Here is a 25,573-nt window from a genome sequence, read left to right on the forward strand (position 1 = left end):
CGTGCCCCGGGTCACAGGAGCTTCCGCAGGGTGTTCGTGTTGCGGGTCGTCGTCGTGCGCTTGAAGCGTGCGGCGCCGGCCCGCTTGGCGAACACCGTGTCGGTGCTCGACCCCTTCGGGCACGACCAGTAGACGACGCCGTTCCCACGGGCGACCTGCTCGACCGCGTCGTCGAGCTCGAGGTCGGCCACCAGGGCGTCGAGCGCTGCATCCTCGGACCCGAACACGACGTAGTCGTGCCGATCGTCGTCACGCGCGAAGGGGAACCCGTCGACGACAGCGGCGAGGTCGTCGTGCCGGACGAGCACGATCCATGCGTCGTACCCGAACCGGTCGCGCAGCCCCTGCTCGATCGACGTCTTGAGCCGTCCGGCGGGCACGTCGGCTGCGAACACGACGTTGCCCGAGGCGAGCACGGTGCGCACGTCGTCGAACCCGAGCCCCCGGAAGAGTTCCGCGAGTTCGGCGCTCCGGATCGTGACGCCGTTCACGTTGACCCCGCGCAGCAGCGCCACCCACCTGTCCATGTCCGGACGGTAGCGGTCCGAGCTGCTCACGTCCACGTCCGGGCCACGCCCCAACCAGAGCCCTGCGGAACGATGTCGACCACCAGCGCCTCACCGTCGTCGTCGCTGGTCGCCTGGAACCGCCAGCCCACGGTGCGCTCGGGTGCGTGCGTGATCGCTGTCGGCAGTTCGGCGCGCGTCACGGTCAGCCGCGTGGGGGTGTCGCTCACCCGCCAACGCCGTCCGGCCCACACCAGCCGGGTCGGCGTGCCCTCGGACCACCACACCGTGGCGGCCGTTTCGGTGATCATCATCGGGTCTCCTCGTTCGAACGTGTGTTCGAATGGTAGGTGTCGACCTCTGACGTCGCAACCACCGGCAGTGGACCTCGGCGGGTCGTGGACGAACCCCTCGAACGACGCAGCAACCCTCGTGTAGACGGGACCCATGACGAACGACGCACAAGGCCCCGACGCACAGCACCAGGTTCCCGAGGGGGTGTCCGAGGCCACGGTCGAGGCGCTCGGCAGCCTGTCCGCCGCGGTCGAGGTCATCGAGCACGCCCGTGGCCTGCTCTACGGGTTCCACCGCCTGACCGGCACCGCCGACCTGAACCTCGGTGAAGCGGTCGAGCAGCTCCGGAAGGCCGGGCACACCGAACTCGCCGAGCGCATCGACACCGAACTCGTGGGCCGCAACGTCATCGCGGGCCGCTGGACGTTCCAGATCGTCGAGGACTACGACGACGGCTACTACGCCCTCGCCAAGGAGCTCGAGCGCACCGCGCGGGACGAGCTCGTGCAGGGCCGCCGCCACCTGTTCGAGGCGGGCATGAAGGAAGACCGACGCACCCAGGACCAGCGCCACCACGAGGCGACGCCGAGCGACCTGCCGGACTGAGCACGGGCCTCCAGGCCGACGCGGCCGACGCGGCCGACGTGGCCGACGTGGCCGACGCGGCCGACGCGGCCGACGCGGCCGACGCGGCCGACGTGGCCGACGGAAGACGCCGGCGTCCTGCGGAAGACGCCGGCGTCCTGCGGAAGACGCCGGCGTCATCCGTATACGCCCCGGAAACGTCGAGACGCCGCCGGATTCGGCGGCGTCTCGATGACACGACGGCGTCTTGCGCCGGACCCCGATCAGCAAGGCCCAGCAGCAAGCCTCAACCGACGCCGAGCATCGTCTCCAGCGGCCCCCGCGCGAAGTACAGCAGGAAGCCCGCGGCGACGACGTAGAGCAGCCACGAGACCTCGCGGCCACGGCCGGACAGCAGCTTGATGAGCACCCAGCTGATGAAGCCGGCGCCGATGCCGTTCGCGATCGAGTAGGTCAGCGGCATGACGACGATCGTCAGGAACGCCGGCAGGGCCGAGCCGAAGTCCGACCACGAGATGTCCGCGACCTGCGCGACCATGAGCGCACCGACGACGACGAGCCCGGCGGCGGCGACCTCGAGCGGGACGACCTGGGTGAGCGGCGTGAGGAACATCGACGCCAGGAACAGCAGCCCGGTGACGACCGAGGCCATGCCCGTGCGGGCACCCTCGCCGATGCCGGAGGCCGAGTCGATGAAGACGGTGTTCGACGACACCGACGCGCCACCACCGGCGATCGCGCCGACGCCCTCGACGACGAGCGCCGACTTCAGGCGGGGGAACGTGCCGTCCGGCTTTGCGACACCGGCGGCCTTGGCCAGCCCCGTCATGGTGCCCATCGCGTCGAAGAAGTTCGTGAACACGAGGGTGAAGACGAGCATCGACGCGGCGAGCGGGCCGATGCGGGTGAAGGCGCCGACGACGTCGGCGTGGCCGACGAGCGACAGGTCCGGCACGGCGAACAGTGCGCTCGGCAGACCGGGGGCGTTGAGGTTCCAGCCGGTCTTCGAGTCGACCGAGGTCGGCACCTGGAAGATCGCCTGCAGGATGATCGCGATGATCGTGGTCGCGACGATGCCGATGAGCAGCGCACCCTTGACCCGGCGGGCCATGAGCGTGCCGATGATGATCAGGCCGATCAGGAACACGACCGTCGGCAGGGCCCCGACGGAGCCGTCCTCACCGAGCTGCAGCGGCGGCGACGGGTTCCCGGAGGACCGCACGAAGCCGGAGTCGACGAGCCCGATGAACGCGATGAACAGGCCGATACCGACGGTGATCGCGGCCTTCAGTTGAGCCGGGACGGCGGTGAAGATCATCGTCCGGATGCCCGTCAACGCGAGGATCACGATGATCACGCCGTTGATGACGACCAGGCCCATCGCCTCGGCCCAGGTGACCTGGTGCACGACGCTGACGGCGAGGAACGAGTTGATCCCGAGCCCTGCGGCGATGCCGAACGGCAGGTTCGCGATGATGCCCATCGCGATGGTCATGACGCCGGCGACGAGGCCGGTCGCCGCGGCCACCTGAGCGTTCTCGAGCCACCCGCCGTTGACGTCCTTCGCGGCCTGGTCGGCGCTGAACCCACCGAGGATGAGGGGGTTCAGGATCACGATGTACGCCATCGTGACGAACGAGACGAGGCCACCGCGGACCTCGCGGGGGATCGACGATCCGCGTTGCGTGATGGAGAAGAATCGATCGAGGCCGGTCGCGAAGCGGTTCCGGGGCGTGGTGTCGGTCTGCGGGGCGCTCACCACGAGAGTTTAAAGGACGCTGGGTTTCGGGCGTGTCACACCGGTCTCACAGGTTCCAACGGCCGGGAGGCCCGTCCCACGCGGGTCGCGCACGTCGCGCTGGGCGTCTGCCCGCGTTCTCCGGCCAGGGCTGGTGTTGGATGAGCGGGTGACGTCACACATGGACCGCGCCCGTGTGGAGGCCGCCGTCCGCGAGCTGCTGCTTGCCATCGGCGAGGACCCCGACCGCCCGGAACTCACCCGCACCCCCGCCCGGGTCGCCGACTCGTACTCCGAGTTCTTCTCCGGGATCGGCACCGATGCGGTCGCGATCGCCCGGGACGGCACCGTGCACGCCGAGGACGGCGAACGCGGTCGGCTCGTCATCGTCCGCGACGTGAAGTTCCGATCCGTCTGCGAGCACCACCTGCTGCCGTTCCTCGGGGTCGCGCACCTGGCGTACGCCCCGGGGGAACGCCTCATCGGCCTCGGCACGCTGGCACGGGTGCTCGACGCGGTGGCCTCCCGCCCGCAGCTGCAGGAGCGGCTGGGTGAACAGGTCACCGCGACCATCGCCGAGGGCCTCGGCGCCGAGGGTGTCCTGGTGGTCCTTGACGCGCAGCACCAGTGCGTGACGACGCGTGGGGAGCGCCAGACCGGTTCGACGACGGTGACGGTCGCGGCGACCGGCTCGCTGGCCGACACCGCGGGACGGGCCGAGGCGATCGCGCTCATCGGCGCGGGGCGTGGGACCGATGCCGCGGGTGCGGCGACTGCCGAGGCGGGCGCATGACCGGCCTCCCGCACGTCTCGGGCGAACACGCCGCGGCCGGATCCGACGCGGCCGGACCCGGCTGGGTCGTGCCGGACCTGCGGCACCCGGTCCGGACGTTCGGACGCCGCACCATCGACTTCGACCACCGCATCGCCGTGATGGCGATCGTGAACCGCACCCCGGACTCGTTCCACGACCGCGGCGCCACCTTCGAGCTCGACCGGGCCGTCGCCGCCTCGGTCCGCGCAGCCGAGCAGGGTGCCGACTGGGTCGACATCGGCGGCGTGAAGTTCGCACCCGGCCCGGAGCTGCCCGCGTCCGACGAGATCGACCGGGTCGTCCCCGTCGTCGAGCAGCTCGCCCAGCAGTCCGACGTCGTCATCAGCGTCGACACCTTCCGACCCGAGGTCGCCGCGGCGGCGATCGCAGCCGGCGCGACCGTCGTCAACGACACCACCGGCCTGTCCGACCCGCGGATGGCCGCCGTGGTCGCCGACTCCGAGGCCACCGTCGTCATCACGCACTCGCTCGCCGAACCCCGTCGTCCCCTGCCGGCCCCACCGCAGTACGCCGACATCGCGGGCGAGGTCGTCGCGTTCCTGCGCGAACGGGTCGACCGGGCGCTCGCGGCGGGCATCCCGGAGTCGCGGATCATCGTCGACCCGGGCCACGACCTGCACAAGAACACCGTGCACACCCTCGAGATCACCCGGCGCCTGCCCGAGGTCGTCGCCCTCGGCTACCCGGTGCTCGCCGCGGTGTCGAACAAGGACTTCGTCGGGGAGTCGCTCGGCCGCCCCCGCGGGGAACGGCTCTCCGGATCGCTCGCCGTCGCGACCGTGAGCGCGATGCTCGGCGCCCGGATCGTCCGCATGCACGACGTCGCCGAGAGCGTCGACGCGATGCGCATGGTCGAGGCCACCCTCGGATGGCGCACCCCCGTGGAATCGAGGCACAACACGTGACCGTCCTGCCCCCGTCGATCGCGGACCTGTCCGACGACGACCTGCTCGAGCTCTACACCGCCGACGTCGGGGACCCCTGGCTCCGCGTGAACTTCGTCGCGACGCTGGACGGCTCGGCCTCGGCCGCCGGGGTGTCCGGGTCGCTCGGCGGCGACGACGACCTGCGGGTCTTCGACCTGCTCCGCCGCGTGGCCGACGTCGTGCTCGTCGCCGCCGGCACCGTCCGTGACGAGGGCTACGGGCCGATGGTCCTGCACGACGCCGACGTTGCCTGGCGTCGGGCCCACGGCATGCCGGACCACCCCGTGTTCGCGATCGTCACCGGGTCGCTGTCGCTCGACCCGGCGTCGCGGGTCTTCACCGAGGCGCCGGTGCGGCCGATCGTCCTGACCTCGGCGACGGCGGCTGCCTCGGCGACGGCCCGGGCGCTCGCCGAGGTGGCCGACGTCGTGCCCTGCAGCGCGGACGCCGACCCAGACTCGGTGGACGCCGGACGGATCCGCGGTCTGCTGGCCGATCGTGGCCTCGGAACGATCCACTGCGAGGGTGGTCCGTCGTTCCTCGGGGCGCTCGTCGCCGCGGACGCCGTCGACGAGCTGACCCTGACGATCGACCCGTCGCTCGAGGGCGGGGAGGGACCGCGCATCGCCCGCGGGTCGTCCCCGGAGCTCCGGCGGATGCGACCGGCGCACGTGCTGCTCGGCGCCGGCGACGTGCTGCTCACGCGGTACGTCCGGGCGCGCTGACCCCCTTGGGCTAGGGTCGGGCGCGTGATCGACATCGTGGCGTCCGGGGTCCTCTTCGACATGGACGGGACCCTCGTCGACTCGACCGCGGTGGTCGAGGCGACCTGGACCCGGTTCGGCCACGCGAACGGCATCGACCCCGACGAGATCCTCGCGTTCTCGCACGGACGGCAGGCGATCGACACCCTGCGGCGCTTCCTGCCCGACCTGCCCCTGGCCGAGCAGCAGCGGATCGCGGCGGAGCTCGTCGCCGAGGAGACCGCGAGCACCGAGGGCATCCTCGAGATCCCCGGCGCCGTCGCCTTCGTGCAGCGCCTCGTCGACCTCGGCGTCCCGGTCGCCCTCGTGACGAGCGCGCCCCGTGACCTCGCCGCGGGCCGGATGGCGGCCGCCGGGTTCGCCGTGCCCGAGGCCTTCGTCCCCTCGGAGGACGTCGAGCACGGCAAGCCCCACCCCGACGGCTACCTGCGCGGCGCCGCCCTGCTCGGTGTCGACCCCGCCGACTGCGTGGCGTTCGAGGACGCCCCCGCCGGCCTGGAGTCCGCCATCGCCTCCGGCGCGGCCACGGTCGTCGTCGGTCCCCTCGAGCACCCCGTGACCGCCGGGCTGCACCGGGTGCACGGGTACGACGGGCTGACCGTGGAGCGCGACGGCGGCGCCTTCCGCATCCGGGGCTGAGCCCCGGCCGGTCAGGACACCCCGCCCGCCCTGCGCCGAGTGGTCGCGAACCGTCGGCTGCGCCGTCGCCAGCCGACACTTCGTGGCCACCGCGCGGACGTGAGCGGGGAGTTGCGACCGGTCGCGCTGTCGGCCTGGAGGCCCGTGGCGGGCCCGCACCGTGCCTCCCGTGCGACCGTGGGCGCGTCCACGGCACCCCGCCCGGCGTGCGCCGAGTGGTCGCGACCCGTCGGCTGCGCCGCCGCCAGCCGACACTTCGTGACCGTCCGGCGGACCTGAGCGGGGAGTTGCGACCGGCCGCCGGGCGACATGTCGTGACCGCCGGGCGGACCTGGGCGGGGTGTCATGACCAGTCAGCCGGGCGCCGGACCGCTCCTGGAGGACTGCCCAGCCGAGCCCGACGACCCTCGGGTGTGCGGCCGGAACGACCGGGCCGCGGAAGGAGCGATCATGGCAACCCTCGACGGCAAGAAGATCCTCGTCATCACGACGAACTACGGCGTGGAGCAGGACGAGATCGTCGTCCCCACCGAGCAGCTGCGCGAGCGCGGTGCCTCGGTGACCGTGGCGGCCAAGGAGACCGGCACGATCCAGACCCTGGTCGGCGACAAGGACCCGGGGCAGACCCTCGAGCCCGACACCACCCTCGCCGGTGTCGACGCGAACGACTTCGATGCCCTCGTCATCCCCGGTGGCACGATCAACGCCGACACGCTGCGCCAGGAGTCCCGCGCGGCGACGCTCGTGCAGGCCTTCGCCGAGGCGAGCAAGCCAGTCGCGGCGATCTGCCACGGCCCGTGGACCCTCGTCGAGGCGGGCGTGCTGTCCGGCAAGACCGTCACCTCGTTCCCGTCGCTGCAGACCGACCTGCGCAACGCCGGTGCCGAGTGGGTCGACCAGGAGGTCCAGGTCGACGGCGGCTTCATCACGTCCCGCACCCCGGACGACCTGCCGGCGTTCGTCGACGCGATCGAGAGCGCCCTCACCGCCTGAGCGCCTCGTCGCCGAGCCGAGCCGAGTCTCGGCCGACCGGACACCGTGCGCCTCCGGCTGTCGACGAAGTGTCCGCCGAGCCGAGTCTCGGGTACGCCCGGGCGCCCGACGTCGCCGGCGTCAGCCGAGCGGCACGGGGCGTGCCGTGCGGAGCACCGCCGGACCGAGGGCGAGCACACCGTCGGACTCCGGATCGCACCGCACGCCGCCCCGGCCGCGCATCGCCCGGAACGCACCGGGGGCCACCTCGTGGTCCATCCAGGCGCAGGGGTTCGCCGCACGGTAGCCACGGAACCGGACGGCATGACCGAGGTCGCCGCTGCCGTCGCCACCGGGGAGCAGGCTCTCCAACGAGAACGGCTGGCCCCGCAGCGCTTCGACGTCGGCGCCGCGCAGGAACACGTTCCGCCGGGTCGCGACGGGGTCGACGGTGGTGCCGATCGCCTGACCGACCGCCTCGAGCCCCTCGAGGCCGATCACGGTGACCGAGGCGTGCACGTGTGCCCGCGCGGCGAAGTAGCGGTCGCCGACGATCCCGAGCCCGGCCCGCAGCTCGATCCGGTCGCGCCGTTCGTCCGGGTCCGTCGACCGGGGTGGCAGCGCGCCGTCGGCCGGGCGCCCCTCGTACCGGTGCCGCGGTGAGACGAGCAGCAGCGCGATCTCGACCTCGGTCCGGAACGGCAGGTCGTCGAGCCCGGCCACGTCGTCTGCTGGGGTCACGCTGCCAACGCTAGCCGGGCCTCCCGGCCGTGCGCTGCCATTTCTGCCTGCTGTGACACGCCGTCGTGGCGCCGGGACGCAGGCTTCTTCGCGAGACGACGCGTTCTCCGCGAGACGCCGCGGATTCCGGCGGCGTCTCACGCGGTCGGCGGCGTCTCGACGAGACGGCGGCGTCATGGCCACCTGGCCCTGCGCTGCTCCGTCCGATTCCCGCCAGTCGACGTCGGCGGCGCATGTCAGGCTGAGCCCATGACCACCCCGGACACCGACGCGCAGCCCGACGCGCTGCACGCCGAGCGGCACCGCGCCGTCGCCTCGCGCGACGCGCGTTTCGACGGCCAGTTCGTCACCGCCGTGCACTCCACCGGCATCTACTGCCGGCCCAGCTGCCCGGCCCGCACGCCGAAGGTCTCGGGCGTCACCTTCTACCGCACGAGCGCCGCAGCGCACCTGGCCGGCTTCCGCGCCTGCAAGCGCTGCCTGCCCGAGGCGACCCCCGGCAGCCCCGAGTGGGACCTGCGCGAGGACGTCGCCGGCCGGGCGATGCGACTCGTCCTCGACGGTGTCGTCGAGCGCGACGGCGTCCCCGGGCTCGCCGCGCGTGTGGGCTACTCGGAGCGGCAGCTCAACCGCATCATGACGGCCGAGCTGGGCGCCGGGCCGAAGGCGCTCAGCCGGGCGCACCGGGCGCAGACCGCGCGGACCCTGCTCACCTCGTCCGACCTGCCCGTCGCCGACGTCGCGTTCGCCGCGGGGTTCGCCAGCGTCCGACAGTTCAACGACACCGTGCGCGAGGTCTTCGCCGTCACCCCGACGGAGCTCCGCGCACGCCGGTCCGGGCGAGGCGACGGCGCCAGGGACGGCGGCGACGGCGCACTGCACGTCCACCTGCCGGCCCGGGCACCCTTCGACGCGCAGGGCCTGCTCGACTGGCACGCGCTGCACGCCCTGCCGGGCACGGAGCAGGTGGACACCGACCCTGTCGGTCGGGTGACGTCGTACGGGCGGCTGGTCGACCTGCCTGGAGGCCCGGGCTGGTTCAGCGCGTCGGCCGCCGTCCCCGACGTGGCCGGTCGGGGCACCGGGATCGACCTGCGCGTGCGGGTCGCCGACCTCTCCGACCTGCCGGCCCTCGTGGCGCGTGTCCGGGCACTGTTCGACCTCGACGCCGACCCGGTCGCCGTCGACGCCGTCCTCGGAGCCGTGCCCGGGCTCGCCGGACCCGTCGCCCGGGTGCCCGGTCTCCGGCTCCCCGGCGCGGTGGACGCGCACGAGATCGTGTTCCGCACCCTGATCGGGCAGCAGGTCTCGGTGGCCGCGGCGCGCACCGCGCAGACCCGGCTCGTGGCCGCACTCGGAGCGACGGTGCCGGACGCCATCCGGCCCCGCGGGCTGCTGTTCCCGGCCGCAGCGATGATCGCCGAACGCGGGCACGAGGTGCTGCGCGGCCCCGCCGCCCGCGTCGACACGATCCTGCGGGTGGCTGCGGCGCTCGCCGACGGGTCCCTGGTGGTGGACGGTGGGCAGTCCCTCGGTGACCTGCGCGACGGACTCCTCGCGGTGAAGGGCATCGGACCGTGGACCGCCGACTACGTCGCGCTGCGGGTCCGGCACCACCCCGACATCTTCCTCCACAGCGACCTCGCCGTGCGGAACGGTGCACAGGAACTCGGGCTGCCCGGAACGGCGCGCGAGCTCTCCCTATGGTCGGAGCAGGTGGCCCCCTGGCGGAGCTACCTCACGATGCACTGCTGGCGACCGATCATCGACCGCGCGATGACCACGACCGCCGGTGCCCGTGCAGCCCGTGCCTCAGAGGACCCCCGGAAGGACGACCGATGACCGACGCAACCATCCAGACCCTGGACACCCCCGACGGGGCGTTCACCGTGCTCGAAGACGCCGAGGGCAGGGTCCTCGCGTCCGGGTGGACCGACTCCGTCGAGCGGATCCTCGCCCGTCTGGCCGACCGCCACCGCCCCGATCGGGTGCTCGACGGCGTGGTCGCCTCGGCCGCCGCGGTCGACGCCTTCTACTCGGGCGAGGTCGAGCACGCCATGCAGGTGCCCGTGCGCCAGTTCGGTACGGAGCTGTTCACCGAGGGGTGGCGCCAGCTCCGCCGGATCCCCGCCGGCGGCACCCTGACCTACACCGGTTTCGCGGCGGCGATGGGCCGGCCCGACGCCGTGCGGGCGGCGGCGAGCGTGTGCGCCCGGAACGCCCCGGCGCTCTTCGTCCCATGCCACCGGGTGTTGCGCTCGGACGGCACGCTCGGCGGCTTCGCGTGGGGGCTCGACGTCAAGCGGTCCCTGCTCGAACGGGAGTCTGTGGGCACCACGGCACTCGTCTGAGTTGTACAAAACGCTCTAGAATGTACAGGTGCGCGAAGTGTCGATCTCCGAAGCCCGTGCCCGCCTGGCGTCGATCATCGATGATGCCCGGCACGAACCCGTCTACCTGACCCGGCGCAACAAGCGCGTCGCGGCGGTGGTGGACGCGGCCGTCCTCGACCGGTTGCTCGAGGCGGCGGAGGACCTGGACGACCTGAAGGCGGTGGAAGAGGCCCGACTCGAGAACGAGCGCATCGGCGGCGAGAACGTCAAGTGGGAGGACCTCAGGCGCGAACTCGGTCTGGGATGACCTACGACATCGAGTTCGAGCCGAGTGCGGGGCGTGCCATCCGCAAACTTCCGCCACATGCCCGACGACTCGTCGAAGGGGTTCTCGCGATCCTGGCTGACGAGCCACGTCCACCCGCGGCTCGTCGACTCGTCAACAGCCCGGAATGGCGTGTCCGGGTCGGTGACTACCGCGTGATCTACCTGATCGACGACGGGCGGCTCGTGGTCGTCGTCGTGCGCGCCGGGCACCGGCGCGAGGTCTACCGGGGTCGCTGAGACGTCAGGCGATCGCGCAGCGCAGGCTTTCCACGTGCAGTTCGACGAGCGCCAGGACCCGCTCGGGCGCCCGTGCCGCGGGATCCCACGTGTGCTCGACCGCCAGCCCGTCGATCAGCGCGTGCAGCCGGTCGGCCTCGTCGGTCAGGTCGCGACCGTCGCCGAAGCCGCCGTCCTCGCGCAGGATCTCCAGCGCCCGGGTGCACACCCGGCGGACCCCGTCGTTGAGGCGTCGGGCACTCGCAGCCAGGTGTTCGTCGGTGCGCGCGAGCACGCCGAGCTGCACCTGCGCCAGAATCTCGGTCGTGCGCTCGGCATCGAGCGGCAGCACCTGGGCGAGGACGTCCAGTGCGAGCGCACGACCCGTCGAACGCAGAGCGGCGAGCCGAGCGGTGACCCGTTCCTCGATGATCGTCAGACAGTGCTCGCGCAGGGCGTCCTGCGTGGGGAACACGCGGCGGAGTGATGCCGGAGCGATGCCGGCCTCGTCCGCGACGTTCCGCACCGACAGTGCGCTCAGGCCGTCCCGCTCCAGGATCCGCAGGCAGGCCGCGGCCACCAGGGATCCCCGTTCCTCGAGGTCGACACGGCGGGGCACCGGGTCAGCCTACGGCTGGCTCGATGCTCCGGCCGGGTCCGCGGCTGCGGTGGTGACTCGGCGCGGCCAGATCGTGTAACTGATCGCCCACAGCAGTTCGATGCCCAGGACCACCCCGAGCAGTGCGACCGTGCCCTGCAGCTCGTCCGTGCGCTCCGGGTCGCCGACGACGAGGACGAGCGCACCGATGATCCCGCCGGCGATCAGCACGGCGAGCGCGGTCCGCAGCACGTCGCCCCAGCACCGGGCCGTGTACCGCCGTCCACTCAGGCGTTCCGGTGCGGGACCCCCGGCGAACCGGTGCGTGAACCGGACGTCCGCCCACGCGATCATCCGGTGCCCGTACGCGACCGAGAAGCCGATGTAGATCGCCGCGAGTCCGTGGTGCCACGACGCGGTTCCGCCACCGAGCAGGTCGACCGCGACGACCGCGAGCAGCACGAGGTCGATCACGGGTGCCGCGACGAGCATCGCCGCACCCGTGCGCGGCCGTCGCAGCAGGTACCGGGTGGTCAGGCCGCCGAGGATCGCGACCCAGAAGGCGATCTCGCAGGCGACGATGGCGATGAGTGTCATGGTTCCCCGTTGCGGTGGCGGTGTTCGCTTGAGTACAGGTGTACTCAAACAGCATGGCACGGCGACCACCACGGTGTCGAGCGACCGGGTTCTGCCCCTGGAAGCGGGGGGAGACACGGACTCCCGCGCCTGCGACACTCGGAGGACCGGTAATCCGCACGGTCCCCTCCGAGGCCCGACGCATCGCCGTCGACAGCTCGCAAAGGACCCCATGCTCCCTCCAGTCGACCGAACGGTCGTCTCCTCCGACGGCACCACCATCGCCGTGTCCGAGGCAGGGGACGGGCCGGCGGTCGTCGTCGTGGGCGGTGCCTTCGACCACCGCGGGACCCCGTACCTCGACCGCGTGGTCGCCGAGCTCGGCTCGACGCACCGCGTGGTGACCTACGACCGACGCGGTCGCGGTGCCAGCGGTGACTCCGCGTCGTGGGCGATCGAGCGCGAGGTCGACGACCTGCGTGCCGTCGTCGAGAGCATCGGCGCACCGACCACCGCCGTCGGCATCTGCGTCGGCGCCGGTGTCGTGCTGCACGGGCTCGCCACCGGACTGCCGGTCGACGGCGCCGTCCTGTGGGAACCGCCGTACCGTGCCTCGGTCGACCCGCACGCCGACGACGTCGTGTTCGCCGACCTGCTCGACGAACACGTCGGTGCCGGCCGCCGCGCCCAGGCCGTCCGCGGGTTCCTGACCCAGGTGCTCGGGGTCCCGATGGGCCAGGTCACGGCACTGCGGCTCAAGGGGTCGCTCTGGCGCTCCCTGGTCGTCGACGCCCACGTGCTCAGCCGCGAGGTCCGCGTGCTGAACGGCCTCGCCGTGCCCGAGCGGGTCGCTGCCGCCGTGGGTGTGCCGGTGCTCGTCGCCGCCGGTGGCGACGGACTCGAGTGGATGCGACGTGCGGCCCGCGCCGTAGTCGACGCCGTCCCGGGCTCGGAGTACGCCGAGGTGCCCGGGCAGGGACACGTCCCCGCTCCCGCGGCCCTCGGAGCCCTGATCGACCGCGTCCGGAGCCGGATCGTCTCGCCCAGCAGCTGACTGCGAGAGGATGGGCGGGTGAACGCACCCCGCCTCGGTCTCCTGCTCGACGTCGACGGGCCCATCGCCAGCCCGGTCTCCCGCACCATCGCGATCCCGAGCATCGTCGCGGACCTCGTCGCGCTCGCCGCAGAGGGCATCCCGATCGTCTTCAACACCGGCCGCAGCGACGCCTTCATCCGCTCCGAGGTCGTCGGCCCCCTGCTCGCCGGGGGCCTCGCCGAGGGTGGCCGGGTCCACGCGGTCTGCGAGAAGGGCGCCGTGTGGTGCTCGATCGGTCCGCAGTACGACGGCGGCATGGGCGAGCTGACCGTCGCGGAGGACCTCGCGCTGCCGCGGGACTACGCCGACGAGATGCGCGAGCTGGTCCGCGACGAGTACGCCGACCTGGTGTTCTTCGACGAGACGAAGCGCGCCATGGTGTCGATCGAACAGCGCGTCGAGGTGCCGAACGCCACCTACCTGGCCCGCCAGCCGGAGTTCGACGCGAAGGCCATGGCCGCGCTCGAGCGTCGCGGGCTCGGTGTCCGCCGACTCGACGACGTCCGACCCGACGCCGACGGTGCCGTGCAGTGGCGCATCGACCCCACGATCATCTCGACCGACGTCGAGTCCGACCGCAGCGGCAAGGACCTCGGAGCCGAGCGCTCGCTCGAGCTCCTCGGGCAGGACGGCGAGCTCCCGGTCACCTGGCGCACCGTGGGGGACTCCCGCAGCGACTACGCCATGGCGGACTGGCTGCACGCCCACGGCCACGAGGTCGCCCACGTCGACGTCCGTCCCGCCGACGGGGTGCCGGCCACGCCGTACCCGGTGCTCACCGCGCCCGACGGCGTGATCCACGACGAGGCCGGAGCCCGGTTCCTGGCGGACTGGCGCGCCGGCCGCTGACGCGGCCGCAATCGCGCCCCGCTGACGAGGCCGCGGCCCTGGACGCACCCGTCGGCCGACCGAGCGGTGCGCGGCGGACCGCCACCGCGCCTCCCGGCCGTCGCGGACCGGACCACCGTCCGGGCGGACGCTTTGCGTGACACAGTGGTACACCAGTACCCTTCCGAGGTCCGCCGCCAGCCGATGACGGGATCCACCCATGGCAACGAAGATCCGCATCAAGTCGATCGAGGCCTCCCTGGCCGACTCCGAGGAGCAGGGCAGGTCCCTGAAACGCTCCTTGAAGACGTTCGACATCGCCGCGATGGGCATCGCGGTCGCCGTCGGCGCCGGCATCTTCTCGGTCGGCGCGAACGCCGCCGCGAACTTCGCCGGGCCCGGCGTCATCATCTCCTTCCTGCTCGCCGCCGTCACCTGCGGCCTGGCGATCATGTGCTACGCCGAGTTCGCTTCGACGATCCCCGTCGCCGGCTCCGCGTACACGTTCACCTACGCCACGATGGGTGAGCTGCTCGCCTGGATCGTGGGCTGGGACCTCATCCTCGAGACCCTCACCGCCAGTGCCGTGATCGCGAAGTACTGGGGCATCTACCTCAGCACCGCGTTCGACGTCTTCGGCGTGACCCTGCCCAGCACGATCCAGCTCGGTCCGATCCCGTTCACCTGGGGTCCGGTGCTCATCGTCGGGATCTTCACGGTGCTCCTCGCCTTCGGCACCCGCCTGTCGTCGCGGGTGTCGGCGGTCATCACCGTCATCAAGGTCGCCATCGTCGTGTTCGTCATCGTCGCCGGTGCGTTCTTCGTCAAGGCCGCCAACTTCACCCCGTTCATCCCGCCGGCCGAGCCCGCCAAGGGTGCCGAGGGCAGCGTCTGGACCCAGTCGCTCGTGTCGTGGTTCACCGGTGCGGAGCCCGCCCAGTACGGCGTCTTCGGCCTGCTCGCCGCCGCGTCCCTGGTGTTCTTCGCCTTCATCGGCTTCGACGTCGTCGCCACGAGCGCCGAGGAGACCGAGAACCCGCAGAAGACCCTGCCCCGCGGCATCTTCATCGGCCTCGGCATCGTGACGCTGCTCTACGTCGGCGTCAGCATCGTCATCACCGGCATGGTCTCGTACCAGCGCCTGGCGGAGGAGAAGGCACCGTCGCTGGCCTCGGCGTTCGACATCGTCGGGCTGCCGTGGGCCGCCGGCATCATCGCCATCGGCTCGCTGATCGGTCTGACCACCGTCGTCATGGTGCTGCTGCTCGGCCTGTCCCGCATCGTCTTCTCGATGAGCCGCGACGGCCTGCTGCCCCGCTGGTTCTCCAAGACCAACCCGAAGACGCAGACGCCGGTCCGCGTGCAGGTCGTCGCCGGTGTCGTCGTTGCGCTGCTGGCCGGGTTCACCGCGGTCGACAAGCTCGAGGGCATGATCAACATCGGCACGCTGTCGGCGTTCGTCCTGGTGTCGATCGGCATCGTCGTGCTGCGTCGTTCGCGGCCCGATGCCCCGCGGGCCTTCCGGGTGCCGTGGTCGCCCGTGCTGCCGATCATCTCGGCGGTGCTGTGCTTCTGGCTGATGCTGAACCTCGAGGTCGAGACCTGGCTCCGGTTCGTCGTCTGGCTGGTCATCGGCTTCGTCATCTACTTCGGCTACAGCCGTCGCCACAGCCGCGTCGGCCAGGGCATGCAGTAGGGCCGTCCCGCAAAACACCGGTGTTCGCACGTTGCACACCCGCACACCGCGGTTCGACGTGTGGACACCGGTGTTTTGCAGCCCGCAGCGCGCCCCTACGCGCCGACGAGCAGCAGTCCGCCGAACGCGAGCATCACGACGGCGACCAGACCGTCGAACACCCGCCACGTGAGCGGCTTCTCGAACAGCGGCCGCAGCAGCCGACCGCCGAACCCGAGCGCACCGAACCACAGGCAGCTCGCCGCGACGGCACCGATCGTCCAGAGCCACCGGTCGTCCGCACCCTGCTGGTTCGCCACCGACCCGAGGAACACCAGCGTGTCCAGGTACACGTGCGGGTTCGCCCACGTGAAGACGAGCATGGTCAGCACCGCCGTCCGCATGGTCACCCCCTGGCCGGGAGGCACGGTGCGCGTCCGCCCCGCCGCCACCGTCGAACGCCCGGTCGCGTCGACCCCCGAACCGGCGCCCGCGCCCGTGTCGACCCCCGCGCCTGCGCCCGCACCGGCGCCCACGACCCCGTCGTCGGCCGCCTCGTCGGCGACCCGCATCGCGTCCCCCGACGGCCGCAGCGCACGCCGCGCCGCGAGCACCCCGTAGGTGAGCAGGAACGCGGCACCGACGAACCGGACCACCAGGAGGGCCACGGGGAACCGCTCGACCACGGCGCCGATCCCGAGCACCCCGGCGACGATGAGCAGCGCATCCGAGACCGCGCACACCACGACCGCCGCGGCCACCACCCGGAGTCCTGCGCTGACCGCGAGCCGGAGCAGGTACGTGTTCTGCACACCGATCGCGACGATCAGTGCGAGTCCCGTGCCGAGGCCGGAGAGCAGGGGCAGGAGCGTGGTCACGGATCCGACGCTAGAGCAGCGCCCCGGTGCAGTACAGCTCACGTTCCTGCAGCGCCGTAAGCTCAGCTGCATGTCCCGGTTCCAGCGCGAACACCTCGAGACGCTGCTCGCCGCCGTCGACCACGGCACCCTGGACGCCGCGGCCCGTGCGCTGGCCATCACCCCGTCGGCGGTCTCGCAGCGGATCAAGTCGATGGAGCAGCAGGTCGGTCGGGTCCTGCTCCAGCGCACCACCCCGGTGCGCCCGACCGCGGACGGCGAGGTGGTGCTCCGGCACGCGCGGCAGGTCCGGCTGCTCGACGAGGAGACCTCCCGTGCACTCGGCGGTGGCTCCTCGGTGGTGCCGTCGATCCCGCTGGCCGTCAACGCCGACTCGCTCGGCACCTGGTTCCTCGATGCTCTGGCCCTCGTCCGGGCCGACACCGAGGTGGTCTTCGACCTGCACCGCGAAGACCAGGACCGCACCGCCGAGCTGCTCCGCGCCGGCACCGTGATGGGCGCGGTGACGGCCGAGGCGGACCCCGTGCAGGGCTGCTCGTCGGTGCCGCTCGGCATCGATCGGTACCGGGCCGTGGCGTCACCGGCGTTCGTCGCCCGGTACCTCGGCGACACCGGCACCGAGCGGCGGATGCTCCGTCGGCTCGACGAGGTCCCGCTCGTCGACTACGACCGCGACGACGACCTGCAGCAGGGGTACCTGCGCCAGGTCCTGGGGCACGCTCCCGGCGGCCCGCGCCACTTCGTCCCGACCTCTGCCGACTTCGCCCGCGCCGTCACGCTCGGGTTCGGGTGGGGGCTGCTGCCCGAGGCGCAGTGCCTCGACGCGATCGACCGCGGTGTCCTGGTCGAGCTGGCCCCGGGTCGGCACGCCGACGTCGCGCTGTGGTGGCAGCGCTGGAACCTGGCGTCACCGCTCCTCGAACGGGTCACCGACGCGGTCCGGGTGACCGCCGCGGAGCGCCTGCACCCCGTGCGTCAGGTCTGACAGCGCGGACACCAGTAGGTGTCGCGCAGGGTGAGCTCCGAGTCGCCGAGTTCGCCGTGCCGGATCGGGGTCCCGCAGCGCAGACACGGCTTGCCGGCGCGACCGTAGACCCAGAACCGTCGACCGGGGCGGTCGACACCGGTGGTCACGCGGGCGCTGCGGTCGCGGTTCGCCAGGATCAGTCGGCTGGCGAGCGTGATCGTGCGCGCCGGGTCGGGGACCTGGCCGGCCGGACGCGTCGGCAGCACCCCCCGCAGGAAGCAGAGTTCGTTCCGGTACACGTTGCCGAGCCCGGCGAGCACCCGTTGGTCGAGCAGCGCCAAACCGACCGGCCGTTCGGGGTCCTCCGTCAGGTTGGCGAGGGCCAGGTCGGAGTCCCAGTCGGGGCCGAGCAGGTCGGGCCCCAGGTGTCCGACGACCTCGGACTCCTGGTCGCGCGGGACGACCTCGAGCACCCCGAGCGCGAAGCCGACGGTGGAGACTCCTTCGGCGTCCAGGATCGCCCGGGCTTGGTGCGCCGGACGTCGCCAGCGGTCACCGGGCGCGTAGACGTCCCACCGGCCCTCCATCTTCAGGTGCGAGTGCACGGTCAGGTCGCCGATCCGGTGCAGCAGGTGCTTGCCGCGGGGCACGACCTCGTCGACGGTGCGCCCGACCAGGTCGAGGGTGGCGAAGGCCGGGACCCGGAAGTCGCTCTTCGTCAGGACCTTGCCCGCCAGCGCGGTGTGCAGGCGGCGGGCCGCCCGGTAGACGGTGTCGCCTTCAGGCACGGGGCACCTCCGGCACGTGGTCACCGCACGGCCGGGAGGCGCAGCTCGCCTCACACACGGAGCCGCAGCCCCTGCGGGGTCGCCGTGAACCCCGCCTGACGGAGCGCGCCGCCGAGCGGCGTCTCGAGCACGAAGTCCCCGTCGACCCGCTCGACCGAGAGCTTCCGCAGCCCGGTCCGGACGATCGAGGCGATCGAGGTTGCGGCAGCGGCGAGGTCGGCCGCGTCGTCGGTGAACGTGAGCACGGACTTGCCGCCCCGCTCGACGTACACGGTGAGCTTGCCGTCGACGGTCGTCACGAGGGCGCCTGCCTTGCGCCCGGGCCGGTGACCGCGGGTGGCCTTCGCGCCGCTCGCCGCATCGTTCGCGCCGGTGCTCTCCCCACCGGCTGCGACGGCATCGTCCGCGACTCCGGGGTCGACGTCGCCCGTGGGCCACGGCAACGAGGCCCCGAACGGGTTCGCCGGGTCGATCGCCGCGAGCGTCAGGGCCTCGCGCTTGCGGTCCGGATCGTCACGCTCGTCGTCGCCGAGCTCGTGGGCGTAGGTGCGCAGCCGGTCGACGGTCGGGCCGGTGGCGAACTGGGCGGCACCGAGCCCCTCGACGAAGTACCCGCGACGAGCCCGGCCGGACTCCTCGAACCGCGAGAGCACCCGGTACACGCCCGCGAAGCCGCCGCGGACACCCTCGACCTGCACGGCACCGCGGGTCACGACGCCGTAGCGTTCGAGCAGCTGTTCGGCGGTCGCCGCGGCCCGCACGGTCGAGTCGGACTCGGCCAACGGCAGGAGCGACCAGCGACCCCCGACGGACGGCGGCCCGGACTGCGTCGGCATGGTCGGCCGCCGACGGCCGCGGTAGGCCCGGGCCCGTGGAGCGCTCGAGCTCTTCGCCTTGCCGCCGAGCATCGACCGCAGCGGGGCGAACGTGTCGTTCGTGATCTGCCCGGCCCAGACCAGGTCCCACAGCGCGGTCGTGAGCGCCTGGTCGTCGCTGCTGCCCACGGCCTGGCCCAGCTGCCGGAAGAAGTAGGCGCCGCCACCGGCCAGCGCACCGAGCACGTCGCGCTGCAGCTCGGTCGTCTCGTCGCCGGAGGGCTCGGCGAGCGTCGTCGCCGCGGTGTCGGCCAGGTGCAGACGCACCCAGCCGTCGTTGCCGGGCAGTGTGCCGCCGCCGGACCACAGGACCTCGCCCGTGGCGGTCAGTTCGTCGAGCATGCTCGTCGAGTAGTCGGTGACGCGCGACGGCAGCACCAGGGTCTCCCACGCGCTGGCGGGCAGGGCCACCCCGGCGAGCTGGTCGATCACCTGCAGCACGCCGTCGACGCCACGGAGGCCACCGCGGGTCCCGGGGGTCTGCACGTGCTGCCAGGCCGGCAGGAAGCGGGCGAGGGTGTCCGGCGAGACCGGTTCGACCTCGTGCCGCAGGGCCGCGAGGGACTTCGTGCGGATCCGTCGTAGGACCTCGGCATCGCACCACTCGGCACCCTGGCGATCGGGTCGGAACTCGCCCTCCACCACACGGCGGTCGGCGACGAGTCGGCGCAGGGTGTCCTGCACGACGGCGATCCCCAGGCCGAGGCGACCGGCGGCCTCCTGTGCGGAGAACGGTCCGTGCGACCTCGCGTAGCGGCCGATCAGATCGCCCAGGGGATCCGCCACGGGCTCGATGAACGCCGTGGGCACACCGATCGGCAGCGGGACCCCGAGGGCGTCACGCAGGCGGGCGGCGTCCTCGATCACGGCCCAGCGCGACGCCGCGGCGTGCGAGAACGAGAGCACCCGGCGATCCCGCTCCAGGACCTGGAGCGTGCTCCGCAGCTCGGCGGTGGCCCCTGCCCGGTCGGCGGTGTCGGCGAGCCAGCTCCGGTCGACCGCTTCGTCCAGGTCGAGCGCACCGACCAGCCGCAGGACGTCGACGAGCCCCTCGGCGTCACGGGCACGGCGGTCCGGCGAGAGCCGCTGCAGGTCGCGTTCCACCGACGTGATGACCGCAGGATCGAGCAGCTCGCGCAGCTCCGCACGACCGAGCAGTTCGCCGAGCAGCGTCGAGTCGAGCGACAGCGCCGCTGCCCGGCGTTCGGCGAGCGGGGTGTCGCCCTCGTACATGAAGGCCGCGACGTACCCGAACAGGATCGACCGGGCGAACGGCGACGGCTGCTCGGTCTCGGTCTCGACCAACCGGATCCGGCGCCCGGCGATGTCGTCGGCGATCCCGAGCAGTGCGGGCACGTCGTAGACGTCCTGCAGCACCTCGCGTACGGTCTCGAGCACGATCGGGAACGTCGGGTACTTCTGCGCGACCTCGAGCAGCTGCGAGGCCCGCTGTCGCTGCTGCCAGAGCGGCGACCGCTGCCCGGGGTTCCGTCGGGGAAGCAGCAGGGCGCGTGCCGCACACTCGCGGAACCGCGCGGCGAAGAGCGCCGAGCCGCCGACCTCGTCGGTGACCAGGGCCTCGAGGTCGTCGCGCTCGAACACGAACAGGTCGGCACCCGGCGGCTCGGCGTCGGTCTCCGGGATGCGCACGACGATCCCGTCGTCGGCCGCCATCGCGTCGCCGTCGATGCCGTGCCGTTCGCGCAGCCGTGCGGCGACGGCCAGGGCCCACGGCGCGTGCACCTGCATGCCGTAGGGCGAGTGCAGGATGAGCCGCCAGTCCCCGAGCTCGTCGCGGAACCGCTCGACGACGAGCGTGGTGTCGTTCGGCACGTGGCCGGTGGCCGCGCGCTGGTCGCGCAGGAACGTCAGCAGGTTGGTGACGGCACGCTCGTCCAGTCCGCCGGCGGCGACCCGGGCGCGGGCGTCGTCGTCCGATGCGCCCTCGACCTCGCGCACGAACGCACCGGTGGCCCGGCCGAGCTCGGCGGGTCGGCCGATGCCGTCGCCCTTCCAGAAGGGCACGCGACCGGGCTGCCCGAACGCCGGGCTCACGACGACGCGGTCGTGGGTGATCTCCTCGATCCGCCAGCTCGTGGCACCGAGGGCGAAGACGTCCCCCACGCGTGATTCGTAGACCATCTCCTCGTCGAGCTCGCCGACGCGGGACGCCTTCTCGCCGACCATGAACACGCCGAACATGCCACGGTCGGGGATCGTCCCGCCGCTCGTCACCGCGAGCCGCTGCGCACCGGGCCGCCCGGTCAGGGTGCCGTGCACGCGGTCCCAGACCAGCCGTGGCCGGAGTTCGGCGAACTCGTCGCTCGGGTACCGACCCGTGACCAGGTCGAGCGTCGCCTCGAACGCCGACCGGGGCAGGCCGCTGAACGGGGCGCTCCGCCGCACGAGTTCGAACCAGTGCTCGACGTCGAGGGTGTCGATGGACCCGGCCGCCACGGTGTGCTGCGCCAGGACGTCGAGCGGGTTCGCCGGCACCGAGATCGACTCGATCTGGCCCGAGACCATCCGCTCGACCGTGACCGCGCTGTTGACCAGGTCGGCCCGGTGCTTCGGGAACAGCACCCCGCGCGAGATCTCGCCCACCTGGTGTCCGGCACGACCGACGCGCTGCAGCCCGCTCGCGACCGAGGGCGGCGCCTCGACCTGGACGACCAGGTCGACCTCGCCCATGTCGATACCGAGTTCGAGCGAGCTCGTCGCGACGACGCACCGCAGCCGACCGGACTTCAGGTCGTCCTCGATGATCGCGCGCTGGTCCTTCGACACCGAGCCGTGGTGTGCGCGGGCGAGCACCGGGACGGAGGCGTCCGAGCCCCCGCCGGCGGTCTGCCCGGATCCCCCGATGAGCTGCGCCGGCGGCCGTCCGGCCCCCTGGGGCGCGACCGCGTGCGCCGAGGTGCGCGCCGGAGACTGCGGCCGCCCCCGTGCCACGGGCAGGCCGTCGTCGTCCGGGGACGCCCCCGCCGGCACCAGGGCGCCGTCGCCGGCGGCGGCGAGCACGCGTTCCTCGTGGATCTCGTTGAGCCGTGCCGTCAGCCGCTCGGCCAGCCGCCGCGAGTTCGCGAACACGATGGTCGAGCGGTGTTCCTCGATCAGGTCGACGACGCGCTCTTCGACGTGCGGCCAGATCGACCCGTTCGTCGGCGACTCGGACGCGTCCGCACCGACCGGCGGCGCCCCGAGCTCGGTCATGTCGTCGACGGGCACGACGACCCGCAGGTCGAAGGTCTTCTGCGCCGGCGGCGCGATGATCGTCACCGGGGCGCGGCCGCCCAGGAACCGCGCGACCTCTTCCGGCGGACGGACGGTCGCGGACAACCCGATGCGCTGCACGGGCTTGTCGAGCAGGTCGTCGAGGCGTTCGAGCGACACGGCCAGGTGTGCGCCGCGCTTGCTCGAGGCGACCGCGTGGACCTCGTCCACGATGACGGTGTCGACGTTCACCAGGGTCTCGCGTGCCTGCGAGGTGAGCATCAGGTAGAGCGACTCGGGCGTGGTGATGAGGATGTCCGGCGGCTGGCGCAGGAGCTTCTGCCGGTCGGACGACGGGGTGTCACCGCTGCGCACACCCACCGTGACGTCCGGTGGTTCGGTACCGAGACGGCGTGCGGTCTGGGTGATGCCGACGAGCGGGCTCCGCAGGTTGCGCTCGACGTCGACGCCCAGGGCCTTGAGCGGCGAGACGTAGAGCACCCGCGTGCGCTGCTTCGCCGGCGGCCGGTCGGTCGCGCTGATGAGCCGGTCGATCGACCACAGGAACGAGGCCAGGGTCTTGCCGGAACCGGTCGGGGCGATCACGAGCGCGTGCTGCCCGGTCGAGATGGCGTCCCACGCCCCGGCCTGTGCGGGGGTCGGTGCGTCGAAGGCGCCGCGGAACCACTCGGTGGTGGCGGGGGAGAAGCGCTCGAAGACGTCCGTCATGGTCCGTCCCATCCTGCCCGTCGCCACCGACAGCAGGCCGAGCGGACGTCGCTCTTGACAGAGCGATAGTTACCGATCTATCGTAAACACATCGCGATACGACGAAGACGATCAGGTCAGACCGGTCGCGAGCCGACTCAGCACGACGAAAGGACTCCTCATGCGCCCCTCGTATGACGACAACAGCAACACGTCCCCCCGCGACCAGCGCGGGTTCGGCCCGCGCGGCCCCCGCTTCGGCGGCGCGCGGCAGCACCACGGCGCCGGCTTCCCCGGCCGCGACCGCGGTGACCACGACCACGGCGGCCGGGGCTTCGGTGGCCGCGGGTTCGGCCCCGGCTTCGGCCCGGGCATGGGCTTCGGTCCCGGATTCGGCGGCCCCGGCTTCGGCCGCGAACGCCGTCGCCGCGGCGACGTCCGACTCGCGATCCTCGGCCTGCTGGCCGAGGGCCCGCAGAACGGCTACGCCGTGATCAAGACCATCGCCGAGCGCACCGGCGGCGCCTGGAAGCCGAGCCCCGGCTCGGTCTACCCGACGCTCCAGCAGCTCGTCGACGAAGACCTCGTGGTCTCGTCCGGCGATGGTCGCAAGACGCTCTTCGAACTCACCGACGCCGGCAAGGCCGAGACCGAGGCCAAGGCCGACGAGATCGCCGCGGCACTCGACGGGGCCCCTGGCATCCCGGACGCCCAGCGCGAGTTCTTCGAGGCGCTCCGGAAGACCATGGGCGTCCTGCACATGTACCGCAGCACCGCGACCGAGGAACAGGCCAAGGCCGCCACGGACAAGGTGGACCAGCTCCGCAAGGACCTGCTCCAGATCCTCGCCGACTGACGGACGTCACCCCGTGACGGACAGGAGGCCCGGTGCCAGCTGGCACCGGGCCTCCTGTCCGTCGTCGTGCGCCTACACCGCGTCGACGAACGCCGTCACGTCCGCGAGCTCCGCCGTCGACACCGCGTGCGGCAGGCCCGCGTAGGTCCGGTCGGTCACGTCGGTGTGCGCCGCGGCCCACGCCTGTGTCCGAACGGTGGCCTCGGGCGGGATCACCGGGTCGAGGTCGCCGTGCCCCAGGAAGACCCTCGGCCGCACAGCCGAGACGGCCTCGTCACGCGAATCCGTGACGCCCGGCACCACGAACCCCGACAGCGACACCGCGAACGCGAAGGCCGCGGGCCGTGCCCGCAGGAGCTGGAGCGCCATCGAGCCGCCCTGCGAGAACCCGAGCAGTCCGATCCGCGGGTGGTCTGCGGCGACGGAGTCGATCCAGTCGAGCACCTCGTCGACCGCGGCGTCGACCGCCTCGAGCGCGGGGGAGCCGGGGGTGCCGAGCGGGTACCAGCTGAAGCCGGGCCCCCACGGCATCGGTGCCCGGAGCGAGGCGACGGTCCACGCGGGCGGCAGCGCGGGGGCGAGTCCGAGCAGGTCGTGCTCGTTCGACCCCACCCCGTGCATCGCGACGAGCAGGGGTGTGCCCCGCCGGTCCGAGGCACTCCGTGTCCACTGCACCAGGTCCGCATCGATCATGTGGACAACGCTAACCATCCCCAACTCCCGCGCCTTCCGCCGAACTCGCTGCCGTCCCTGGTAGACACGGTGCATGTCCTCGCTGCGCACCCCCGATCCCGACTCCGGCTGGCTGTCCGACGAGGAGCTCGCGAACGTCCGCCGTCGTCTGCCGATCTGCTACGTCGAAGCGGTCCCCGTCCGCACCGACGGCCTCGGTGTCGTGACCGAGGTCGGGGTGCTGCTGCGGGTCTCCCCGAGCGGTTCGATCGCCCGCACCCTGGTGTCCGGTCGCGTGATGTTCGGCGAGTCGATCCGCACCGCACTGTTCCGCCACCTGGAGAAGGACCTCGGGCCGATGGCGTTCCCGCAGCTGCCCTCGAGCCCGGCGCCGTTCACCGTGGCCGAGTACTTCCCGCTGCCCGGTGCGTCGGTGTACACCGACGAGCGGCAGCACGCGATCTCGCTGGCCTACGTCGTCCCGGTCACGGGGACGTGCGAGCCCCGGCAGGACGCCCTCGAACTCACGTGGATGAGCCCGATGGAAGCCGCGTCCGACGCCGTCGCCGACGAGATGGAAGGCGGCCGCGGCGCCCTGCTCCGGGCCGGTCTCGCGTCGGTCGGCGCCCTGCACTAGCCCGACGGGGGCGGCCGTACCCAGCGCACGACGAAGCCCCGCGCACGACGAAGCCCCGCGCACGACGAAGCCCCCGGATCCGATCGGATCCGGGGGCTTCGCAGCGCGGTCGCGAACCGGCTTCAGTGCTTGTCGTTCTTGAAGCTGTCGGCGACGCCGTGCGCGGCGTCCTTGACGTCGGTGACGCCCTGCTTCGCCGAGGCCTTGCCCTGGTCGGTCTGGCCTTCGGCCTTCAGGCGGTCGTTGTCGGTCGCGTTCCCGACGGCTTCCTTGACCTTGCCTGCCGCCTTCTCAGCGGCGTTCTTGATGTCATCGATGCCAGCCATAGGC

At 72.4% G+C, this 25,573-nt stretch carries 27 protein-coding genes; 16 read left to right on the forward strand and 11 right to left on the reverse strand.

The genetic code is table 11. The annotated features are described in order from the left end of the window. Nucleotides 1–11: 11 nt before the first annotated feature. Entirely contained in the window at nt 12–527 is a 516-nt protein-coding gene (locus tag ITJ50_RS04065; protein WP_194589972.1) for a DUF1697 domain-containing protein, read from the reverse strand. 26 nt (nt 528–553) lie between these two features. Further along, a complete protein-coding gene (locus tag ITJ50_RS04070) occupies nt 554–820 on the reverse strand; it encodes a hypothetical protein (RefSeq protein WP_017887956.1) in 267 nt (88 codons plus the stop codon). 133 nt (nt 821–953) lie between these two features. On the opposite strand from ITJ50_RS04070, the gene ITJ50_RS04075 reads away from it, so the two are divergent. Beyond that, nucleotides 954–1,406, forward strand: coding sequence for a hypothetical protein (locus tag ITJ50_RS04075; protein WP_017887957.1), 453 nt, complete (start codon nt 954–956; stop codon nt 1,404–1,406). A gap of 265 nt (nt 1,407–1,671) precedes the next feature. Here ITJ50_RS04075 and ITJ50_RS04085 read toward each other — a convergent pair whose 3' ends face one another. Next, complete coding sequence (locus ITJ50_RS04085) at nt 1,672–3,147, reverse strand: NCS2 family permease (RefSeq protein ID WP_042537544.1); 1,476 nt, start codon at nt 3,145–3,147, stop codon at nt 1,672–1,674. Nucleotides 3,148–3,304: 157 nt separating this feature from the next. Here ITJ50_RS04085 and folE point away from each other — a divergent pair, with 157 nt between their 5' ends. The 5 genes from folE (at nt 3,305) to ITJ50_RS04110 (ending at nt 7,280) form a co-directional block, all read left to right on the forward strand. Beyond that, on the forward strand, nt 3,305–3,916 hold the full coding sequence (gene folE, locus ITJ50_RS04090) for a GTP cyclohydrolase I (protein WP_042537542.1): 612 nt from the start codon (nt 3,305–3,307) through the stop codon (nt 3,914–3,916). Next, on the forward strand, nt 3,913–4,863 hold the full coding sequence (folP, locus tag ITJ50_RS04095) for a dihydropteroate synthase (protein WP_017887960.1): 951 nt from the start codon (nt 3,913–3,915) through the stop codon (nt 4,861–4,863). The genes folE and folP overlap by 4 nt, the downstream gene beginning before the upstream one ends. Then, entirely contained in the window at nt 4,860–5,609 is a 750-nt protein-coding gene (locus ITJ50_RS04100) for a pyrimidine reductase family protein (protein WP_323749883.1), read from the forward strand. Before folP ends, ITJ50_RS04100 begins: the two co-directional genes overlap by 4 nt. Before the next feature lie 24 nt (nt 5,610–5,633). After that, nucleotides 5,634–6,287 carry an HAD-IA family hydrolase gene (locus tag ITJ50_RS04105; protein ID WP_017887962.1) on the forward strand — a complete coding sequence of 218 codons (654 nt, stop codon included), beginning with the start codon at nt 5,634–5,636 and terminating at the stop codon, nt 6,285–6,287. A 450-nt stretch (nt 6,288–6,737) separates the two neighbouring features. Continuing rightward, nucleotides 6,738–7,280: a type 1 glutamine amidotransferase domain-containing protein gene (locus ITJ50_RS04110; protein WP_159556139.1), complete on the forward strand. Its 543-nt coding sequence runs from the start codon at nt 6,738–6,740 to the stop codon at nt 7,278–7,280. 120 nt (nt 7,281–7,400) lie between these two features. On the opposite strand, the gene ITJ50_RS04115 is transcribed toward ITJ50_RS04110, so the two are convergent. Beyond that, nucleotides 7,401–8,000, reverse strand: coding sequence for a molybdenum cofactor biosysynthesis protein (locus ITJ50_RS04115; protein WP_284760252.1), 600 nt, complete (start codon nt 7,998–8,000; stop codon nt 7,401–7,403). Nucleotides 8,001–8,249: 249 nt separating this feature from the next. Here ITJ50_RS04115 and ITJ50_RS04120 point away from each other — a divergent pair, with 249 nt between their 5' ends. Genes ITJ50_RS04120 through ITJ50_RS04135 form a run of 4 tightly spaced genes read left to right on the forward strand, consistent with a single transcriptional unit; the run spans nt 8,250 to nt 10,897 of the window. After that, nucleotides 8,250–9,842 (forward strand): AlkA N-terminal domain-containing protein, encoded by a 1,593-nt coding sequence (locus tag ITJ50_RS04120; protein ID WP_194589974.1) that lies wholly within the window; start codon nt 8,250–8,252, stop codon nt 9,840–9,842. Then, complete coding sequence (locus tag ITJ50_RS04125) at nt 9,839–10,351, forward strand: methylated-DNA--[protein]-cysteine S-methyltransferase (protein WP_194589975.1); 513 nt, start codon at nt 9,839–9,841, stop codon at nt 10,349–10,351. The genes ITJ50_RS04120 and ITJ50_RS04125 overlap by 4 nt, the downstream gene beginning before the upstream one ends. 28 nt (nt 10,352–10,379) lie before the next feature. Beyond that, on the forward strand, nt 10,380–10,640 hold the full coding sequence (locus tag ITJ50_RS04130) for a type II toxin-antitoxin system Phd/YefM family antitoxin (protein WP_284760249.1): 261 nt from the start codon (nt 10,380–10,382) through the stop codon (nt 10,638–10,640). Next, on the forward strand, nt 10,637–10,897 hold the full coding sequence (locus ITJ50_RS04135; RefSeq protein WP_071250103.1) for a type II toxin-antitoxin system RelE family toxin: 261 nt from the start codon (nt 10,637–10,639) through the stop codon (nt 10,895–10,897). Before ITJ50_RS04130 ends, ITJ50_RS04135 begins: the two co-directional genes overlap by 4 nt. A 4-nt stretch (nt 10,898–10,901) precedes the next feature. Here ITJ50_RS04135 and ITJ50_RS04140 read toward each other — a convergent pair whose 3' ends face one another. Both ITJ50_RS04140 and ITJ50_RS04145 read right to left on the reverse strand, forming a co-directional pair. Further along, nucleotides 10,902–11,495 carry a TetR/AcrR family transcriptional regulator gene (locus ITJ50_RS04140; protein WP_194589976.1) on the reverse strand — a complete coding sequence of 198 codons (594 nt, stop codon included), beginning with the start codon at nt 11,493–11,495 and terminating at the stop codon, nt 10,902–10,904. 9 nt (nt 11,496–11,504) lie between these two features. Beyond that, on the reverse strand, nt 11,505–12,071 hold the full coding sequence (locus ITJ50_RS04145) for a hypothetical protein (RefSeq protein WP_194589977.1): 567 nt from the start codon (nt 12,069–12,071) through the stop codon (nt 11,505–11,507). A 211-nt stretch (nt 12,072–12,282) separates the two neighbouring features. Here ITJ50_RS04145 and ITJ50_RS04150 point away from each other — a divergent pair, with 211 nt between their 5' ends. The 3 genes from ITJ50_RS04150 (at nt 12,283) to ITJ50_RS04160 (ending at nt 15,670) form a co-directional block, all read left to right on the forward strand. Then, entirely contained in the window at nt 12,283–13,104 is an 822-nt protein-coding gene (locus tag ITJ50_RS04150) for an alpha/beta fold hydrolase (protein ID WP_194589978.1), read from the forward strand. A gap of 18 nt (nt 13,105–13,122) precedes the next feature. Beyond that, entirely contained in the window at nt 13,123–13,995 is an 873-nt protein-coding gene (locus ITJ50_RS04155; protein ID WP_110859458.1) for a hypothetical protein, read from the forward strand. Between the two features lie 199 nt (nt 13,996–14,194). After that, nucleotides 14,195–15,670, forward strand: coding sequence for an APC family permease (locus ITJ50_RS04160; RefSeq protein ID WP_194589979.1), 1,476 nt, complete (start codon nt 14,195–14,197; stop codon nt 15,668–15,670). A gap of 95 nt (nt 15,671–15,765) precedes the next feature. Here the strand turns inward: ITJ50_RS04160 and ITJ50_RS04165 are convergent, their stop codons facing one another. Next, entirely contained in the window at nt 15,766–16,527 is a 762-nt protein-coding gene (locus ITJ50_RS04165) for a LysE/ArgO family amino acid transporter (RefSeq protein WP_140448568.1), read from the reverse strand. A 70-nt stretch (nt 16,528–16,597) separates the two neighbouring features. On the opposite strand from ITJ50_RS04165, the gene ITJ50_RS04170 reads away from it, so the two are divergent. Further along, on the forward strand, nt 16,598–17,512 hold the full coding sequence (locus tag ITJ50_RS04170) for a LysR family transcriptional regulator ArgP (protein ID WP_017885841.1): 915 nt from the start codon (nt 16,598–16,600) through the stop codon (nt 17,510–17,512). Here ITJ50_RS04170 and ITJ50_RS04175 read toward each other — a convergent pair. Next, nucleotides 17,503–18,282: an Fpg/Nei family DNA glycosylase gene (locus tag ITJ50_RS04175; RefSeq protein WP_194589980.1), complete on the reverse strand. Its 780-nt coding sequence runs from the start codon at nt 18,280–18,282 to the stop codon at nt 17,503–17,505. The genes ITJ50_RS04170 and ITJ50_RS04175 overlap by 10 nt on opposite strands. 50 nt (nt 18,283–18,332) lie before the next feature. Beyond that, on the reverse strand, nt 18,333–23,099 hold the full coding sequence (locus ITJ50_RS04180) for a DEAD/DEAH box helicase (RefSeq protein ID WP_194589981.1): 4,767 nt from the start codon (nt 23,097–23,099) through the stop codon (nt 18,333–18,335). A 160-nt stretch (nt 23,100–23,259) separates the two neighbouring features. Here ITJ50_RS04180 and ITJ50_RS04185 point away from each other — a divergent pair, with 160 nt between their 5' ends. Beyond that, nucleotides 23,260–23,934 (forward strand): PadR family transcriptional regulator, encoded by a 675-nt coding sequence (locus tag ITJ50_RS04185; protein ID WP_194589982.1) that lies wholly within the window; start codon nt 23,260–23,262, stop codon nt 23,932–23,934. 72 nt (nt 23,935–24,006) lie between these two features. Here ITJ50_RS04185 and ITJ50_RS04190 read toward each other — a convergent pair whose 3' ends face one another. Then, nucleotides 24,007–24,627: an alpha/beta hydrolase gene (locus ITJ50_RS04190; RefSeq protein ID WP_194589983.1), complete on the reverse strand. Its 621-nt coding sequence runs from the start codon at nt 24,625–24,627 to the stop codon at nt 24,007–24,009. Nucleotides 24,628–24,700: 73 nt separating this feature from the next. Here ITJ50_RS04190 and ITJ50_RS04195 point away from each other — a divergent pair, with 73 nt between their 5' ends. Beyond that, on the forward strand, nt 24,701–25,243 hold the full coding sequence (locus ITJ50_RS04195; protein WP_017885846.1) for an NUDIX hydrolase family protein: 543 nt from the start codon (nt 24,701–24,703) through the stop codon (nt 25,241–25,243). A 122-nt stretch (nt 25,244–25,365) separates the two neighbouring features. On the opposite strand, the gene ITJ50_RS04200 is transcribed toward ITJ50_RS04195, so the two are convergent. Then, entirely contained in the window at nt 25,366–25,569 is a 204-nt protein-coding gene (locus ITJ50_RS04200; protein WP_017885847.1) for a CsbD family protein, read from the reverse strand. Between the last annotated feature and the right edge of the window lie 4 nt (nt 25,570–25,573).

Source organism: Curtobacterium sp. VKM Ac-2889, from assembly GCF_015350855.1.
Classification (GTDB): domain Bacteria; phylum Actinomycetota; class Actinomycetes; order Actinomycetales; family Microbacteriaceae; genus Curtobacterium; species Curtobacterium poinsettiae.